Origin of the sequence: Paenibacillus sp. SAF-068, from assembly GCF_051967555.1 — a bacterium.
Taxonomy (GTDB): Bacteria; Bacillota; Bacilli; order Paenibacillales; family Paenibacillaceae; genus Paenibacillus.
The window spans coordinates 222,564-241,288 of the sequence record NZ_JBQCJX010000002.1 but is presented as its reverse complement, the minus strand read 5'-3'; the positions used below and the strand labels follow the sequence as shown (position 1 = coordinate 241,288).

Below are 18,725 nucleotides of genomic sequence, written 5' to 3'. Positions count from 1 at the left end.
CAGGAGCTTAATCATCGGGATTCAGCCTAAACTTCGCATCTTCCATGAATGAAATGCATGGTTACATCCCTCAGATATTAAGGTGTCGGTACTTAGGCTCTAGCCCAGATCGGCAATCCGCTGTCCAATCCGTGGAAACAGCCCAAAGGCATTCTCGTAGAAAACTTTATCATGATGCTGCTCCGGCACAAGTCGACGGACAAATTCGGCATACAGATCGATGGGCGCAAGCGGCCAGTCGGTACCGAATAGCATTTTCTCATAATGATCCGAATAGACCAAGGCCCGGCGGAAATGATCCATGAACAGAGGTTCGTTCATGAACCGTTCAAAATGAGGCCGATCCCCCACCACAAGACCCGACAAATCCGCATACACGTTCGGATTCTTCGCCACCACTTCAGCTGCATCCATCACCCAGGGATCACCCAGATGACAGATCATGAAGTTCACACCACGCTGCCGAAAGGCCAATTCATCCACGGTCAGTGGATGCGAATACTTGAGTAGCCCGTTCATGGAGTACGTGTCTCCTGTATGAATGACGACAGGCAGGTTGTACTTGGCTGCGAGTTCATAGACCGGGGTATAGATTTTGTCATACACATAGTGGTGATAGTACCCTGCGTAGAGTTTGATTCCTGCTACCTCCGGGGATTGCATTCTAGCTTCAATCCGGTCGAGCTCGTCCTGAGCATGTTTACCATCTAACGCATTCGGATTGATCCCCACGCATTCCATGAGGAATGATGGGACCTTCTCTTCCAGGTCAAGCCCCATCGGGTTAGGGGAACTGGAATCCGGGAATGCTCCCTTCGTCTGCTCCGTAACCCCCATTCCGATGCCCAGAATGACATCGTTCTTATCAAACTCCGCTTTAAGACCAGCGGCAGAGTAATCCACTTTGGACAGATCAACTGCTGTTCGGTGAAAGCTGTCGATGTCCGACAGATGAATATGAATATCAATGATCGGCATGTGAAGCCTCCTTTTCATCGGTAGATGTTGCAAAATTCAGTTTCAGAAGGTCATGCACATCCGCTGAACTCAGCGGGATTGGTCCCAAAACCAGATAGGTTGGCTCCGTCCAGACCGTCTCTCCGTGTCGGAGTGTCAGATGATGATTCACGTGCAGACCCGTCACCTGATTATTGGCAAAAGCCCATGCACTCTGATTCGGGTATCGATGGACCGCATGCAGCATGTTCTCACGCGAAACCGATCCGACTCGCAAAAGGTCTTCCAGTGGCAGACCCACATCCACTTTTCCTAGTGGGAATCGATCTTTACCCGGTTGTTCGATCCAACCTTCCGCGAATACAGAGGATGGCTGGAGGAAACGTTCCTCTGCAAGCGAATAATTCGTTAGCGTGAGGCCACTTTCGTTGGTCACGGCAAGCATTGTGCAGAGCACAGGAACACCCGGCAGCATCAGATAATGCTGTTGGATCGTGATTCCACGATTTGCTTCATGCTTCTCAATCCGGGTAGTCAGCTTAATGCCTTTCCAGACGTTGCCGTGTTGATCCTTCTGCTCTGTCCAGGAAGCGGCTCTCTGTTCCAACTGGCGGCTGAAACCATTCATGCCCGGGATCCCCAATCCCAGTCCGCCGTACCACGGATTCCACCATGAGCGTGGTGCCGGTTCAGGGTACGAGCTATCCAGCCATTCTTCTCCTGCAACCTTCAGAGAGTGTACCACGCTCCCGAATTCAGGAGCAACGGCGATCGACAATACGCCATTGTCTACGGTGTACAAAGGTCCAGCTTCACCTTCTTCCAACTTCTGCTTGACCTCTGCTCCGCTCTGCGGGAACCAAAGAGCCGTTCGCTCCTGAATCCGATCTTCGCCCAGATAGACCCCACGAACTTTCCAACCTCTTATGTGCTGGTCACGGTTGTCCGATTCATTTGGTGTAAATGTTAGCTTCGCCGAGTTAAGATTCTGTACCGGAGTGAATTCCTTCACACGGGCCATAACCTCCGGTTCGCCACCCTGCTGCACATACAGCTCCAGCTTGCCTGCAAGCGGAACGAGTTTGTGTTCAGTCAGCTCCACCTCTAGCACATCCGGGGCAAATGGATTCCCCTCACTCAGTGTCAGATCCAGATGACTGTCCAGCAATGGAATGACCGGATTCCGCTGTTTCCGTGCAAACGCACGGAAATCATGCCATTTGGCAAACGTGTTCAGAGCAAATACCGTTTCCTTGGTTCGTGCTACAGCCCCTGCCTCCAAACGTCCCAGTTCATGCTGCAACCCCAGCGTGTATTCCGGACGAAGAAGCTTCAGGGAAGAGTCCCAATAGATGCCGCACGCGCCATACTCTTCTTTGCAGAACAGCCAGTTCTCCGTAATCTGTGAGCTATTCCAATGGTTCGGATCACCCGCATAATCATCGCCCATGTCCACGAAGCGCCCCTGATAAGGAAGGATTAACCTGTTACCATAGAACCCAAAGTTATTCATCAGAAACAGGTTTTCTTCCCAGGCGGTGTCTCTTGTATTCTCAACCTCGTGGTGGAATTCGGCGATTCCATTCGCAGAGAGCTTGACCACGGACTTAATCTGTAAGCCAGGGAAATCCTCCGAGTCATACAGCGCTTCAAGAACCTGACGTTCCCCTTCGGGATAAATGTTCACTTCTTTGGCTTGTTTCTTGGATAATTCTTCGGCAAACGGCTTACCCAGCTTCGGATAAGTCCACCAGAATGAATGACGGGAACCGGGATATTCAATCCACATGTTATTATCTTGCTTGCTCATATGAATGGAGAATGCGCCGTTGACGGCAACCCATTGATCCTCAATCTGCCCGCCATATTTCCCTTCAATTCCCTTCATCAGGACAGAAATTTTGCTTGTAAAAGATATCGCATGGTTCCCCACGGGGACAGCCGTCACTTCTACTTCTTGGAAATACAGACCATATGAACGCAAGGTGAAGGGTACTGGCACAGACACTTTGCCTTTGGCTGGCACCGTAAAGCGTATCGAACGCTCCGCCCATTCAAGGAATTCATCCTCAGGCAGGTTCAGGCTGAACTCCGTTTCTGCATCCACATTATTTTCTACATTCAAAATCAACTCCGCCGGGATACCTGGAAAGAGCTCCTTCACGGGCAAAACGGTCTTGATCTTGGCCGGAAATTTCGGGGTAATACCTAACCTGAACTCCGCTTTCTTACCACCGATCAGCCATGTGCTGGCAACAACGGGATGGGTCTTATTGTTATTCTGTTCCTCTGTAATCGGATCAAGGTGAAACTCACCTTCCACGGTAATGGTTTCTCCCGGAGCCACTGCTCGTGCAACGTCTAGCGCAAATCGAATATTTTTGTTATCCTCACCCTTGATCTCAACCGCCAGTTCAGACGCAGAAGTGTTCTTAATGCGATAGCGAACCTTATAGCTGGAACCGAAAACCAGATCATGATCATCGACCTCTGTAGCGATTTCGTAATCCGGTGTTTCGAGGGCAGTCAGCCCGCGACCCGACTTTTCAAATTCAGCCCGCAGGGAGACCTCTCCCTTTTTCCACGTATAGTCAAAGAAATCAAACCCACGCTCCCGTCGGCCATCCGGCTCGACGACGAGTTCACGCGTGCTGTCTGCATACCAATCCAGCTCCTCGAAATAAGGAGCAAGTGCTTCGGTCTGCAAGATGGTGGGGATGAAATTCATTAGATGCACATTCTCATCTTTTTTCTCCCAGAAGAATCCGCATTTCTTGTACATCGGTACAGCCTTCGTATTGCCTGCCCATGTGAACAGATCCAGGCGGGGCCATCCGGCCTCTACGGTCTTGCGCACAGCATTCAGGATCAGGTTGCGTCCGACCTTGTACCCGTGATAGTCAGGGCGTACATTAAGCAGCGGTACATATAGGGCTCTCTCATCATAGCGGTAATGAGCAAAACTGCAGAAGCCAACAACCTCTTTCTCATGAACGGCTAGAAATGCGTAAAGATTGGACGAACTCTCCATCTCGCGGCGAACCGTTTCCTCTGTTCTAAGGTTGGTGCCACCTCCCCAGCTCTCATTACTGCGGTTCCACATATCCGCGAGTGCGTCAGCGTAAGAGGGATCGTATTCAATAATGTGAATTTGATCGATAATCGAAGTTACGGTCATGTTCTGATCTCCTTCTCTGTATGTATAGGATGGTGAAGAAGCTAGTGATAGTCTTATCATACTATAATTGGAAACATTTTTAGAGTGTTATATTGGTGTCAGATTGTTAGGAGCGATCAGTTATCTTATGTATGGTCTAACATATCCCGTCGTGACGGGCTAAATCGGACATCCATGTGAGCTTTGACAAGCTCTATTCGCTATTGTTACTCTTTGTACAGGAGTGTTTCTTTTATATATAAAAAAGATAGATTCATGGAGGGAAAGCATGACGGAGTGGATCACGCAATTTATACTTTTTTTCAAAGATTTGTCGTACGCAGGTCTCGTTCTTGCCTTGTCGTTTGAATTCGTACCTGCTGAACTTGTGCTACCCATGGCGGGATATTGGGTGTATCTTGGAGATATGAAGCTGTGGCTGGCTATACTGGCGGGTACCGTAGGCGGAACGTTTGGACCTCTGACATTATATGCCCTGGGACGTTACGGCGGCAGACCGATGGTTGAAAAATACGGCAAGTATTTCTTGATTCGTCCCCACCATCTGGACGCTTCCGATACATTCTTCGAGAAATATGGCAGCGGGGTCGCTTTCTATGGCCGTTTTGTCCCCGGCATTCGGACCGTCATCTCCATCCCTTGTGGAATGGCGAAGATGAATGTGTTCAAATTCAGTCTCTTTACATTCCTGGCGATGCTTCCAATTACCTCATTGTACATCTACTTAGGCTTCAAATTAGGCTCTCAATGGGAGCACGTGGATGAGATTGTTAAACCTTATATTGTTCCGGCAGCGGTGGTTTTCTTGGGTGCTTTTGGATTGTATGTGCTTCTGAAACGTTGGAAAAGAAGAGCGGCTTTGAACAAGTCATAGGAGAGAGTTGAAGTACGGATTTAAAAAAAGAGGGTTAGTTTGAGACTACGTTTGTTGATCATATACTTGTGAGCATAGATGTAAAGCCCCGCCGATCGTAAGGATCAGCGGGGCTTTATGGATTGTTGAATATCGAATCGTAGATATTCTTCCATTTTTTGAGACTTTCACTTATTCAATAATATATGTCGTTGCTGCGCCAGCCGGAAAAGGATTACGTGCCGCTTCACGAACTTGAACGGAATCTCCCGTTTCGAAATGAACAGCTTGTTCGCTGATTAATGGAATCCATTCTCCATCATTCTTGGAGTATTCAAGTATGGATGAAGATGCCATAATTGATTTATTTGCATTCCAAACCTGAACTTTCGATGTAAATGTGAAGCTTTTGGCTGGTGCAGCCTCCAGATATTGACCGCCTCTCTCACGAACGAGAACGGTTAGATCTCCAGGAAATTGTTGTGGATTTTCTTCGTTGTACGTTGTCCACGTTACCCCGTCATTCACAGAATACTCCATTGCAGAGGACATATCGTCTGCATAGAACGTATTGCTGGCATCATTGTGACCAACATACATGTATACATTATCTGAGAAACTGACTGTTACCGATTCACCAGCGGGAACCTGATGGGCAGGATCTGCTTTAACTCGTACCCGTACGAATACATCACCTGGAAAGACGGGAGGATTCTCATCGTCATATGTTATCCAGGATTGACCTTTATCCAACGAAAACTCCATACTTGCATCCGCATCGATCAAAATATTTCTTTTATCATCAATTTTAACGGCGGGTTGCCCAGGAGCAGAAGGCAACGTATCTTTGATCGTAACATATATGGGCGCTGTTGCAGATCCATTTTGAAGTACAGCCCGAATAAGCAACTGAGTGGCTCCTTCAGGAATAGTCGTTCCGTTAGGCAGTGTGTAGCTATTCCCATCCTCTTTGTCTATTGTTGCGATGCTTGAAAGGCCTAGCCCTGAATCCCCCCAGAGTAACTCATAAGAAACCACGGAGCTATCGTCTGTACCCGGTGTCCAATGAATATCTCCTCCAATAGAACCGGCTGTCGGGTCGGTATCCACAAAAGAAATAGAAGTTGGTAAAGACGAAGCCTTGGCGTATGCAAGTTCATATGAAGTACGAATTTCTTCAAGGCTCATGAATTTGTTCTCAGGCAAAATTCTCCGATCGTCAATAATCGTTTGGGCTACTGCTGATCGAGCTACCTGATTCATGCTGCTGTATGCCGTGGCATCAATATTTAATGTAGCAGCAGATTTCTTCAGGTAAGATTCCATAAGAGAAATTGTTGTCGCACTATTGATGTTTCGAATTACACTGGCTTCCGCACTGGATGGAGCAGGATATTGCTGGTTGACCATCTGAATAATCTGTTTAACATCACTGAATGTGGTATACTGGCCGGCTTTTTCAGCTAACGCCTTCTGATAATGTTGTCCATTAAATTCGATCAATCCCAACTCTTGTTTTAACGGAGAAGGATACACTCCAAGAATTAGCATGACAGCTTCTGCCTTCAAAGGATCGATCGTGTTACCCGTTTCTAAGGATAGTTGCTTGGTGATCAATGAGACCACTTCGGGACCTGAGTAACTTCCATGTCCGCCAAATGAACGGGAACCACTTCCATCGGTGTTTTTAATCGTTAAAGCATCTTTTACATATGTCCAATCCAACCGATAGGACGTTCCATCTCCCAAAGTTACCGGGTCAAAATTCAGATTCATAATTGGCATATTGGGAATGGTTAGATCCCAGTCAATTGAATTAATCTCAATAAATCCATAGCCATAGTTTCGAAGATGCCCATCCTTAACGATAGCAGACGGATTGGTTGTACTTGTCGCCGGTGGAGACAGTACACCAGTGAACTGAATTCTAATCTGACTTAAGTTTGAATTATCATAAGGAAGAACACTAATGTCATTCGCAATATAATTCATAACGGAATGGATAAGCATCGGCTGTGTTTCCTGACCCGTTTCTCCATTTTTGAAAATGGCATACATGCTGTATGCTTTGGTCGGTTCCAGGCCTTCTATTTTATAGGTTACAGGTTGGTTAGCGGTTATAGAAAACGCACCATGTGTTGAAGGCAGGTTATCAGGAAGTATTCCACTCTTCACTTGTTCAGTTGTAGGACGTACATTATCACCTGAACGAACAGCCATATAATAGACCGTACCCGTTTTGTTCGTGGTCATCAAACCGTCAGCTGAAGTTTCTGTACGGTTCTGATAACTCTTATACGTGTACGGATACCATGATATTGGATTAGGATTCGTTGGTGTTGTACCCGGATTGGAAGGTGTCCCTCCTCCAGAGTTCCCCGCATTACCTCCGCTATTGGAAGAATTACTGCCTCCTGTACTCGGAAGTACGTAAGCCGGATTGGTTACGCCGTTGATCGAAGCGATTTGTGTTTTAACTCTATCATAGTTCGCAATGACGCTCTCGGGTGCAACCCCTTCTGGCAGCACTAAGCGTTGAACGGAAGCGTTAGCTGGAAGTGATACTTGGCTGGCAATGTTTGTAATCGTTACGGAACCTATTACCCCGGTACCTTGTAGCGCAATTGTGCCCGTTCCTTTAATGGTCAATGATTCGATATGACCCGTTCCAGAGATGCTTGTTTCTTCACTGCTTGCATTAACTTCCAAGTTACGGATATGGGCATACAATGAAGCGTTCTGAACACCTTCTCCTATAGTTACAGTTTCGTATGTGACAGATTCATCTCCCCATAGTCCAGAGAGTTTGGAATCAATATGGACTTCTTTAACAACCGTTTTGTTAACGGCTTCAACACGAACATCTTCCTTGCTAATATTCATTCCTTGGAGTGACGACTGATCAAATACAACCGTATTATCATCCCCACCCTTAACATGAGTTGTACCTTTTACACTAATCTGCTCTGCGTAAAAATCATTTTCGAGTTCCTTCGTAATCTCCAAATCACCGCTAATCTTGATGTTCTTGATCGTTATGTAATCAGCTGCAACTTTCAAATTCCCTTCAATAACTGCTTGTCCACCATCTAATATAGCATTCCCTGAGAACTCTTCTTTACCAGACTCTGCTGCCAGACCCGGCGTAACCAATTTAAGTTCCGACACCTTGGTAATTTGACCATCTGTCGTTTCAACACGAACTTCTGCACTGGCAAGTACGGCTGCATTATTTTCCGAGAAAAGCGGCTTTAATGCGTCAACGACACTATACTGAGTAGCTCCAATCGTCACTGTGCCATTTTTGATTTGTGTAATCGTTTGAAGTTTATTGCTTGTAACCGTAGAGTCCATTCTTACTAAAAGAGCTGCCAGTTCCTGCCGAAGCACCGATTTCTGTGGATGGAAGTTACCATTGCTTCCTGACATCAAACCTGATGACACAACAGATGAGACGGAATTTTTAGCCCAAGCGGAGATCTGTTGATTATCCTTAAATAAGGATAGCTCTTCTTCTTGAACTGCAGCAGTATCTGCTTCTGTGGCTCTTGCCACAATAGAGGCTAATTCTTCTCTTGTAATTACAGCTTTAGGACGGAAGGTTCCATTATGGTCACCATTCATCCATCCGGCTTTTTGTACCGCATCAATCGCACTTGCACTCCATGAACCAGGAGCTACATCTGAAAAGGTAGACCTTGTATTGTCACTCAGTTGAAGGCCCATGAGTTTGGCAAGCGCAACTGCAGCTTCTTGACGAGTGACCTCCTGTACAGGGTGGAAATAACCATCCCGATCGCCATTCATGAACATCTTCTCTTGAGCTTCGAGAATAAGTGCCTTCGCCCAAGGTGATGCTTCTTCAACATCTTTGAAAGGAAGAACGGATGCTGCCGATACGTTAGACTGCATTGCTGTGCTTAGCGTCAGGGCTATTGTTGCTAAAGCCGCTACGCCCATTTTTTTTGACATATCTATATTGCCTCCTAAAAAATTAAGTCTTTTCTCCTGATTTTGTATAATAATGAACCAAAAGACCTATACATCATAATATGTAATTGGGTTTATAACAATAATGAATTGCCAAAATATTCAGATTATTAAGGAAAAAAGTGCTATTTTGTAACATTTTGACGAATAATTGAACCCAAGTTATATATCGTACAAAACACTCCGTTGTTCCCATTCTACACATGACCAATCTGTCGTGAAGCATGAAAAAACTCCTTCCCATGCCATAATTGGATGAGAAAGAGTTATCAATAGAACAACTTCATTTATCCTAATATCTAAATCAGTTCCTGCCTTCTTTTCAAATACACATACAACACTACGCCAGATGCCGCACAGATCACCGCACATAAACCAATGAACCCATATCCCGCTTGAAGTCCGCGTAGTAACCCCAACTGAGTCGTTGAACCGTACATATTCTTCACGCCTTCAATAACCCAGCCAATCACATAGTTACCGATGACACTGCCAACCCCCATCAAGGTAACCGTGAACGTAATCGCCGTGTCACTGCCGTTCGGATATCTGCGTGCGATAAACGCCATAACGGTTGGATAGATCATCGCTATACCTGCACCCGAGATGGCAAAGAAGATGGCGAGACCCTCTCCTCCGGCAAGCGCAATAAACGTACAAACGGCCGAGAACGCAGAGAAGATTATCAGTGACAGTACAAATCCGATCCGGTCCGTTAGAGGACCCAGCAGCAGACGACCTAGCGAGAACGTAAGGAAGAATGCTGACAGTAGCCCCGAAGCTTTAACCGTGTCCCACGTGTAGGCTTTCTCCAGAAAGTTAACGAGCCAACCCCCAACCGCCAGTTCCGATACCACGCCAAAAGAAAGAATGAGCACCATCAGCCAGATGGCTGGATCACGTGTTAACGTCTTAAGCGAGGTCCGATCTTCATGCGGAAGATCATCCCCCGGAAATTTGCTGCGCAGCGCCGCAATGATTGGCAGCAGACAGAGTGACAACATTACCAGGTACATGCCGCGCCAGTCCAGTACATGTCCGAACACACTCAACGACATCACCCCAGTAGCCAACAAAGGCGCCACCGTTGAACTTAACCCATAGAAGAAATGGGACAGATTCATCATCGTACCTGTGTTTTTCACAAATATCCGCGCACCCAGAATCGCCAAAGCAATCTCCAGCATGCCGTTACCGATGTACATGAAGAAGTACGATGAAGCAAAGAGCGGATAGTTATGAGACATATAAATGAACACGCCCGATAGGATCATCGATGCAAATGAAATAATGCTGACGGCCTTGATGCCCCATTTGCGTACCAGAATAGCCGTGAACGAGCAGGCGATCAAGTAACCCAGTGCATTCAGGGACAATAACGTCCCGAGCTGTTTCTCATCCAGATTGAAGTCGAATTGAATGCGCGGAATAGCCGGCCCCTTAATATTTTCCGATATGCCGAATACAATAAATCCCAGAAAGATTGTTGCCAGCTGCATGGCGTACAGCTTGTTGAATTTTCGTTTGTTACCTTGTGTACCTGCTTGCTGATTCAAAATAAGTTCCTCCATTGTGTTCAGAAAAATGATTGCACGTTATAACTTCGATTGCAGTCCCATCTTCCGACCGCTGTTATCCCTGTATTTTTTTGAATCGTTCCTAAAGGTGGAAATACAGTGATAAAGGCGTTCTTCAGATTGGTTCTGCCCTCTCCGTTATCGTGTCAATGAGTTGTACATTTGAAATAGAAAACATGATTAAGCTTTACCACTGCTTCTCAACCACCTGAATGCGGTAGGTCAGGCTCTCCAGTGTAACAGCGACCAGCCCCGTCACATATTCGCGCCGAGTGTCTCTTTGGATGATCAACTCCGGCATATGCTCCTGTGGGATCAGGTGATCCAGACAGCCTTGTAACAGGTCATCTCGCATAGCGGGGTCCATTGTATCGCCCGTAACGACAATCGCTGCCGGGTTAATAATCGCAATGATGGAGGTCAGCGTCTTTGTGACGAGTTCCTGCAACCCTTCCGTCGTTTTCAACATGCGCAGCTGCTCTTCCCGTGACACGCCAAAAGGTAAAAAGGACACCTCGCCCCCAAATTGCGTGTTCCCCGTCAACGGACGACCGTCAATGATAAAGCCTGCACCAGGAAAATGGTTCTCCGGAAACGTAACCACCGCGAAGTTCTTCTCTTCCTCAAATTGCTGCTGGTTGTACAGACCGTAGACCGTCAGATTCATATCGTTGCCAATGACCACTTCCACGTCTTCATATTGCTCCTTAAGCCTTGGCCCGAGGGGCTGATACATCAGCTCCGGTACATCGCAAATTCCAATCACGCCGTTGTGGGCCACCCCAGGTATGCCAATACCAATTGCCTGCACATTGTGGTGTTGTTCGATCAGTTTCGCAATCAGATCCTCTACCACCGGAACATTAATTTCATCCAAAAAGAGTGTCTGTTCGTCCGCCATCTCTCCGTTCAGATTGGCATATGTATGTGTGATCGAGTGAATGCCACCTTCCGTACGAATAATCAGACACAGCACACTTGCGTAGTCCGCATTAAACTGATACCGACTCGCAGGTCTTCCCCCACTCGATTCATCCGGGCCCAGATCGATAATCTCACCCGTTTGTAGTAATTCGTTCAGGATCGTACCGCATGTCGCAACGCTGAGTTTCGTCAGGTTAGCAATGGAAGCTTTCGTGCCGACGCCCATGGACCGGAGCGTATTCTTCACCAGTTCAACGTTGATTCGTTTTACCTGCTGGGTGTTGTGTGATGTCGGTAACATGATAAGTTATATGCCTCCTTTCTTTCATTTCGAACCATTCAATGAAAGTTTTTAAAAGTGTTTTAATAATTGAAGTGTATGGCGATTTGAGAGGAAAGTCAATGCTTATTTGGGAACGAAAAACGTTTGGGTGGGAAGGCAAAAAGACAGTTCAAGATCATCTTGTGTGATCCTGCACTGTCCTTTAGTTAAGTTGATTTTATATAGACTGGCTCATTTGATTTGCCAAGATGCTCTTCTCCAGCCGTACTTTAAATAGCTTTCGGTTTAGATCCTGTTCCATGGCATGAAGGTGATATGCTGCTTGTTTCACTGTCTCCATGTCTAGCACGCCTGCCTGCTTTGCGATGATGTCCATGGCGTCTAGGATGAGTTTGTTACATGTGACCAGTTGGTTAACGTAATCGTCTTCTTGTTTGATGAGTTGTGCATACTGCGAAGTCAGGTCTTCGCTGTTGGTACTTGTCATGTCACCACTCCTAAAATCGGTACGCATAAGAGTACCAGATATACAAAAAGTATATGGTACGCTCATGCGTAACGTCAAGACCATATGGAAAATTTAGGAGTGATTAAGCGTGGCGAAGAAAGTCGTTGTTAATATTCATAAACTCACGGAAAAACATAATATCTCGCTGCGCGAACTGGCCCGATTGTCTGATATCCGTCACGCAGCTTTGAGTGAGTTGCAGTCTGGTAAACGAGAGAATATCAACTTTGCTCATATCGAGCGGATTGCAGAAGCGCTGGATATTGATGATATTCGGGAGATTATTGAGATTCGAGATTGTTAATCCCTCTGTATTCACTATTATCGCCATTTCCGAAATTTTGTTCGTGGTTAACTATTCAGCACTTTTTTGTAACTATGTGAGTGGTCACTAGTTAATCTAATACTATCAGAGGTTTGATAGAAATTGGTTGGGGAAATTAAGTAAATAATCAGATTTTTTATAAGTTCATAAAACAGAGGTTTACTGCTCCATAAAGAAACTTTCAGATAATATTCTTTGTACTACAAAAATTGCCTTTTTTTTGTTATGGTAGAATGAAACTTCATCTTTTGAACGTTAGAAAAGGAGATTTAAAGAAATGAATTGGCAAATGACAGATGATGATTTCGAAGTTTTAAAAGGAAATATTCAAAAAGAATTAGAAGATATCAAGGTTTCTCCGCTCCATATTCTTGAGTTATTAGAAACGTTCGATAACCCCTATTCTACAGAAGAGGACTTCCACAGCATTCTTTTAAGGATTTTCAATAGTTTTTCTGATTTGGATTCCACGAAACTTTATTTCAATAATTCAAGAAAGAATGTTATTAAATATGTAGAAGATGAAATATATAAACTTATTTGTAAAAGTAACAAAGAATATTCAAAAGAGAGAACCTCTTTGGTTACAAAGTATGAAACTGTTATTACTCTTGTTTCAGCGTCAATGTCTGCAAAGTTCGGCATTGAATCAGGGCTGATTTCGGGGATTGTATCTTCTGTATTGTTAACAATTATTAAGTTGGGGAAAAATGCTTGGTGTATTCGAAAAACAGATACATTAAAAGGTACACAATAATGAGAGATCTTCTTGCACAATATAGTTTCCAAAACTTCACTCAAATTGAGTCAAATCAGTATCATTCTAACCCAGATGAACTATTTTCACTAAGCATACACGAATTATCTCATATGTTCTTGGCAAGAGGTACAAGCTTTGGAGCCTTTAATTTCATTATTGAAGAGGGAAAAAAGTATTGTTTGGAAAATTTCAAGCTTCAAGATATGGACAAATTAAACTTAATTTCAAAAAGACTTATAGAAGCTTCTGATATTACTCACGAATGTTTATCCTATTATTCACAATTTGCTTATTTAAAAAGTAGCAATCCCGAAGAGTTCAGAGAAAGAATTATAGATTTAAAAAAAACAGATTCATATGTTGCCCATAAAATTCATTTAATCATAGACTTTCTAGAAGATGAGAACTGGGAAGTAATATTTAACTCTACGGTGTTATTCCGAACTGCTAGACTTGCTATGAATATACGAAGTGATCTCCTATTTAATGAAAATTTGCTACAAGAGGAGTATTTAGTTCAATCATTACTAATAAAACACGGTTTAGATTTTAATCCAAATAAGCGCTTCATTATGTTAGTTAATTCACTGAAAAAACTTTTAAAATCATACCCTATAGGGTCAATAACAGATGAAATCTTGTTATCAGAAGCTGGCCTATACTCTATTGAATGCAGTAAAGAAACTGTATTAGATTTTTTTGCTTTTATGAGAAAACTCTTCATTAAATGTTGCTTCCCTACTGAGCCAGTTGACACGGTAATTAACAATACAAGAAATGCTAAACCAACCAATATGAATGATCTGAATGAACCTACCGAAGATGATATTTTAGAAATACTTGATCTTATTAGACCTGCAGTTATTAATACTAATTATAATTATGAGTTCCATTTATCATTTGATGAGGTTCAAAGTATTGATGGGATAATAAGCTCTTTTTGGATTGTAATTATTGGTGATATGTACCAATTAATATTTGATGAAATAGCAAAAGGAACCCGTTACGTTATTTTCGCAGATAAGAATATCTGTAAATTATCTTTAGCAAAATACAATTTACCAATAATTATATATTCAGAGGATTATGAGAAACTTTTAATCGAATTTCCAGAAATTGATAAAAGGGAACTGTTTATATATACTGAGCAACCATATTTAAATAGTAAAGAGTTCATTAAAACGTATTCTTCTGAACAACGAGAATTAATGTTTTACTTTTTAAATAATGAGATAATTGTAGTATTTATCAAACTAAAAAGTAACGCTATTTTTACCATGTTCCACACTAAGTATTCAATTAAATTAATCTATAAAGATATAAAAAATAAATTTTTCAGATATATTAACACCGAAGGTATAATAGATTATGTTTTTTGGAAGGAGAATAGAGACTGGTGGAAATATGAAGATATAATTAAATCCTTAACACAGACTACTATGTTTAGGATCGATCCAGAGATTCCGCCTTTAGGACGAAGAATAAATTTAACTGACCTCTTATAAAAAAGGTAGAAGATATTCAATTAAATCATAATGATAAAAATCCTTATCTGTCAATATTTCCGGAAAATTTGCGATTTTAACGGAAGTATTGACCTACCCTAATGGGTAAAACACAGACACTAAGACTTTTGCCGCCAGTTTCCCCCTCCTGTCTATTATCAAATAAGGCTAACGGTAACTAATTAAGTATCTTCAGCAAGATCACATCCGTATAAAAACGCTGATTGTTTAATCTTAAAAACCTTGATGATCGATTAAAGAGATCTCTATTCAGAGTCGTTTTGAAGAAAGTATATTGAGATCACTGCAGTCACTTTAAACAGCTTCATAGATATTCCTATTAGACTATTTCGAGTAAGTTTCCTCTTTATCTCAACTCGCCATAATCACAAATTGATGTCCAAATCAGCTTCCATCATCTCCGAATTTCTCAACAAAACTTTTATAAACTTTTCTACGTATCTAAGTTCCTTAATTCACTTTCAAAACTATATTCAGAATGTAGAAGCTCTAAGTTAAAAACTATTAGTCAAAATTCCCTCTTATGTTTAAGATTGATTAAATAATGTACATAATAAAGATGGTGATAATCCTCGTTTTAATATACTTGATTACGGATGCGCGTAGCTTCAGAATACATTTTCTTATTTGACACCCCCTCCAAAAAGACCTATTCTAATAATGAACCATATATTCACTATTAAGGAGTCGTTCCCGATGGTGCAAGCCAAGAAAGACGAAGTCAGGAAAGAGATTGAATACGCGGCGCTCAAGGTCTTTTTTGAAAAAGGCTATGTGGATGCCAAGATGAGCGATATCGCGGATGAGATCAATATTTCCGTGGGCAATATCTATACTTATTTTAAGAACAAGAAAGAACTATTCTACGCTGTCGTGCCGCCGGATCTGGTGGATTATCTGAAAAATGTGCTGGTGGAGACGATTCACTTTGATAATCAGACCTTGTTCGAGGAAACGGATAGCGAGCGAAAGTCGGCGCTGTTGCAGGAACAGGTGGACGTATTACGTAAATACCGGAATCAGATTGTTATCATCTTTGAAAAAAATAAAGGAACCATCTACACCAACGCCAAAAATGAGCTTGTCGAGCTGATGATCGAAACCAAGAAGGCCTATCTGAAGAATCAATATAAACGGTATGAGATTGGCACCGAGGAGAATTTGATCTTGCTGAACATCCTCGCACACAACGTGATCGACATGAACCTGGATCTATTGAAGCGGGACATGAGCGAGGATAGCCGGAAGCAAATTTTCGAAGCGTTGTATGTCTACAGACTATACGGCATGAGAAGTCTCAACGAGTAACGCTCCATCTCATCATTTATGCCGGGTAGACAAAGCGTGCAGATCAGATCATCTTCAATTGGTTTGCACGCAAAAAATATCTAACATTAAGTCGCTCTATTTTTTTGATCCAAAAATGAATAAATAATTCATTATTGAGGAAGGCATCTTCACTACACTATCTACTCGCTTCACCTATATCCAAAGGAGGAACACAACATGAACACCGCTTACGCATTGAAAAACGTCCATCTGATCCACGGCGACTCAAGCCGAAATCTGCAAAAAAACATGACGATTCTCGTCAATGAACAAGGTCTCATTCAGGATATCGGCCAAGATCATGAGCTGAATATCCCAAGTCACTACACAACAATTGACCTCTCCGGGAAATACGTAATGCCTGGCCTGATCGACGCCCACGTGCACCTCTTTGCAGATGGGAAACCGTTCAGTCTCTCGGTCAGTGAAGGTATGTTGAAGTTCGCGTATGATCGAATCCTGAACACGAAACTCGGCAGAAACGTTTTGAAAAGACGCATGAAACACAACGCGCTGACCGCTCTCCATGCGGGTGTTACAACGATGCGCAGTGTGGGAGAATTCTTTTACACCGACGTCCAGCTGCGGGATGAGATTAACAATGGCGACTTTGTCGGCCCTAATCTGCTTGTCTCCGGGTTTTTCCTAAGTGTCACAGGCGGACATGGTGCTCCATTCCTCGCTCTGGTGGGCGATTCCCCGTGGGAAGCACGGAAAAATGTACGACTGAATGTGAAACACGGTGTGGATCTGATCAAAATCTGTGTGACGGGCGGCGTGACGGATGCGAAAATGGTGGGCGAAGCTGGTCGTTTACAGATGACGGTGGAGGAAGTTGCGGCGATCTGTGACGAAGCGCATAAGATTGGCCTGCGGGTAGCAGCCCATGTGGAAAGCACGGAAGGTGTACGTGTTGCGTTACAAGGTGGCGTCGATACGATCGAGCACGGTTCGGAGATGGATGACGAAATCATTCGTTTGTACAAAAATAATCCCAATTCCCTGAATGGCTACACCGCACTCATCCCCACCCTGCAAGCCGCCTATCCATCCGCTTCACTGGATACCATTATAACGAAGGTAAGTGCAACGGTAAAAGAGAATTCCAGACTGGTCTACGATTCCATGCTCAAAGGTGTACAACAAGCGATCGAAAACGACATCACCATCGGGATTGGCACCGATGCCGCCATGCCTTACGTAACTCACTATGATATGTGGAGAGAGATGGACCACTACATAAGACAGGCCAACCTGAACAACAAACAGGTCATCGACATGGTGACTCGAACCAATGCGAAGATCCTCGGTGTTGAGGATGTAACAGGGACGGTCGATATCGGGAAACATGCTGATCTGATTATCATGGAGCAAAATCCGCTGGAACATATAGAGGCCTTGTCAGACATCTCTATGGTCATGGTCAAAGGAAATCTAATTCAAACACCATCTGTTACAAGAATCAAAGAAGTCGACGATGTTCTAAACTCAGTTTGGTGAATTCAGATATGTAAAAGTAGAGTCGATCAGTAATACGTAATATTGGCTTCAATTAAATACGCTTTATCTTTAGAGTTCAATAATTCAGGCATTGTGCTTTGAGGTGGCGGAATATCTTCAACAGGTTCTCCATCCAAAAATAATTCAAGTGCTTCTTTCGCCATGAATAATGCTTCTTCAACTGAATTGCCACAGGTGATACATCCAGGCAGATCAGGAAATGTAACATTAATTCCATCTTCAGCAAAATTAAAAATTGCGTAGTATTGGTAAGTTCGAATCATATGGGACGCCTCCTGTTATCTAAATTTTTATTAAAAACTGCAAAAAGCCTTTCGTATTATATTCTGAAAGGCTTTCAACTCGTTTAACTTTTCATTTTCCTCAAATATATTGTTATAAGATTAATCATTCAATCCTTTGCCCTCCAGGATCGGCTGCATGTACTTCTCAATTCGTGACACTTTTGTTTTGGATTGCTTTGGTTGTGAGAAATAATAGAGATAGGCCCGCTGCCGTCCGGGTGTAAGTGCTTCAAATGCATCTCGGAAAGCAGGATTTTCATCGAACTGCTGCTGAAGTTCCTCCGGAACGCTATATTCGGCAGTCTTTTTCATTTCCACCTGCAATCCTGCCTGTTCCACTTCAATCGCTTGCTGGATATAGGCTTTGATCATAGCCTCCTGCTCCACAATCTGCTCCAGACTGGTAAAGCGAAGCTGGCGTTCTGCCTGCACATTCTCCGTTTGCTGAACCAAAATGCCGTGTGTATCCTTCAGCAGAGCACCTTTGAAAAACAGAATGGCCACATACTCTTTGAATCCATGGATTAGGACGATGTTTTTCCCATCAAGCATATAACAAGGATGCATCCATTTCATATCCTCTGTCAGGTCAAAATCTCGAATAATCTCTCTCAGCTTCGTAGACTCTTCCTGCCACGTTTTGAGTTTCTTTAGATAGCCGTCAACTTTGCGATTCCCACTTGTATCCGTCATGGAGAAATACCTCTCTT

Annotated in this window: 14 protein-coding genes; 6 read left to right on the top strand and 8 right to left on the bottom strand. The window is 43.5% G+C overall.

Annotated features, from left to right (window positions below; genetic code table 11):
• Nucleotides 1–99 precede the first annotated feature (99 nt).
• Nucleotides 100–978 carry an amidohydrolase family protein gene (locus ACTHPG_RS15055; RefSeq protein WP_440390407.1) on the bottom strand — a complete coding sequence of 293 codons (879 nt, stop codon included), beginning with the start codon at nt 976–978 and terminating at the stop codon, nt 100–102.
• The gene (locus ACTHPG_RS15050; RefSeq protein ID WP_440390406.1) at nt 965–4,135 is read right to left on the bottom strand and encodes a GNAT family N-acetyltransferase; all 3,171 of its coding nucleotides are present in this window, start codon (nt 4,133–4,135) and stop codon (nt 965–967) included. The genes ACTHPG_RS15055 and ACTHPG_RS15050 overlap by 14 nt, the downstream gene beginning before the upstream one ends.
• Before the next feature lie 268 nt (nt 4,136–4,403).
• On the opposite strand from ACTHPG_RS15050, the gene ACTHPG_RS15045 reads away from it, so the two are divergent.
• Nucleotides 4,404–5,009, top strand: coding sequence for a DedA family protein (locus tag ACTHPG_RS15045; RefSeq protein ID WP_091013422.1), 606 nt, complete (start codon nt 4,404–4,406; stop codon nt 5,007–5,009).
• A gap of 171 nt (nt 5,010–5,180) precedes the next feature.
• On the opposite strand, the gene ACTHPG_RS15040 is transcribed toward ACTHPG_RS15045, so the two are convergent.
• The 4 genes from ACTHPG_RS15040 to ACTHPG_RS15025 form a co-directional block, all read right to left on the bottom strand.
• Nucleotides 5,181–8,960, bottom strand: coding sequence for a DUF4073 domain-containing protein (locus tag ACTHPG_RS15040; RefSeq protein ID WP_440390405.1), 3,780 nt, complete (start codon nt 8,958–8,960; stop codon nt 5,181–5,183).
• 317 nt (nt 8,961–9,277) lie between these two features.
• On the bottom strand, nt 9,278–10,477 hold the full coding sequence (locus tag ACTHPG_RS15035; protein ID WP_440390818.1) for an MFS transporter: 1,200 nt from the start codon (nt 10,475–10,477) through the stop codon (nt 9,278–9,280).
• 265 nt (nt 10,478–10,742) lie between these two features.
• Entirely contained in the window at nt 10,743–11,780 is a 1,038-nt protein-coding gene (locus tag ACTHPG_RS15030; RefSeq protein ID WP_440390404.1) for an ROK family protein, read from the bottom strand.
• 199 nt (nt 11,781–11,979) lie between these two features.
• Nucleotides 11,980–12,249: a hypothetical protein gene (locus tag ACTHPG_RS15025; RefSeq protein ID WP_440390403.1), complete on the bottom strand. Its 270-nt coding sequence runs from the start codon at nt 12,247–12,249 to the stop codon at nt 11,980–11,982.
• Between the two features lie 109 nt (nt 12,250–12,358).
• Between ACTHPG_RS15025 and ACTHPG_RS15020 the strand changes: the two genes are divergently transcribed.
• The 5 genes from ACTHPG_RS15020 (at nt 12,359) to ACTHPG_RS15000 (ending at nt 17,710) form a co-directional block, all read left to right on the top strand.
• Nucleotides 12,359–12,574, top strand: coding sequence for a helix-turn-helix domain-containing protein (locus tag ACTHPG_RS15020; RefSeq protein WP_111618597.1), 216 nt, complete (start codon nt 12,359–12,361; stop codon nt 12,572–12,574).
• A 298-nt stretch (nt 12,575–12,872) separates the two neighbouring features.
• Complete coding sequence (locus ACTHPG_RS15015; RefSeq protein WP_440390402.1) at nt 12,873–13,352, top strand: hypothetical protein; 480 nt, start codon at nt 12,873–12,875, stop codon at nt 13,350–13,352.
• On the top strand, nt 13,352–14,860 hold the full coding sequence (locus ACTHPG_RS15010) for a hypothetical protein (protein WP_440390401.1): 1,509 nt from the start codon (nt 13,352–13,354) through the stop codon (nt 14,858–14,860). Before ACTHPG_RS15015 ends, ACTHPG_RS15010 begins: the two co-directional genes overlap by 1 nt.
• Nucleotides 14,861–15,577: 717 nt before the next feature.
• Nucleotides 15,578–16,189 (top strand): TetR/AcrR family transcriptional regulator, encoded by a 612-nt coding sequence (locus ACTHPG_RS15005; RefSeq protein ID WP_440390400.1) that lies wholly within the window; start codon nt 15,578–15,580, stop codon nt 16,187–16,189.
• Between the two features lie 198 nt (nt 16,190–16,387).
• Nucleotides 16,388–17,710 (top strand): amidohydrolase family protein, encoded by a 1,323-nt coding sequence (locus tag ACTHPG_RS15000; protein ID WP_440390399.1) that lies wholly within the window; start codon nt 16,388–16,390, stop codon nt 17,708–17,710.
• Between the two features lie 26 nt (nt 17,711–17,736).
• On the opposite strand, the gene ACTHPG_RS14995 is transcribed toward ACTHPG_RS15000, so the two are convergent.
• Both ACTHPG_RS14995 and ACTHPG_RS14990 read right to left on the bottom strand, forming a co-directional pair.
• Complete coding sequence (locus tag ACTHPG_RS14995; RefSeq protein WP_440390398.1) at nt 17,737–17,994, bottom strand: type II toxin-antitoxin system HicB family antitoxin; 258 nt, start codon at nt 17,992–17,994, stop codon at nt 17,737–17,739.
• Nucleotides 17,995–18,114: 120 nt separating this feature from the next.
• On the bottom strand, nt 18,115–18,708 hold the full coding sequence (locus ACTHPG_RS14990) for a YdeI/OmpD-associated family protein (protein WP_440390397.1): 594 nt from the start codon (nt 18,706–18,708) through the stop codon (nt 18,115–18,117).
• Between the last annotated feature and the right edge of the window lie 17 nt (nt 18,709–18,725).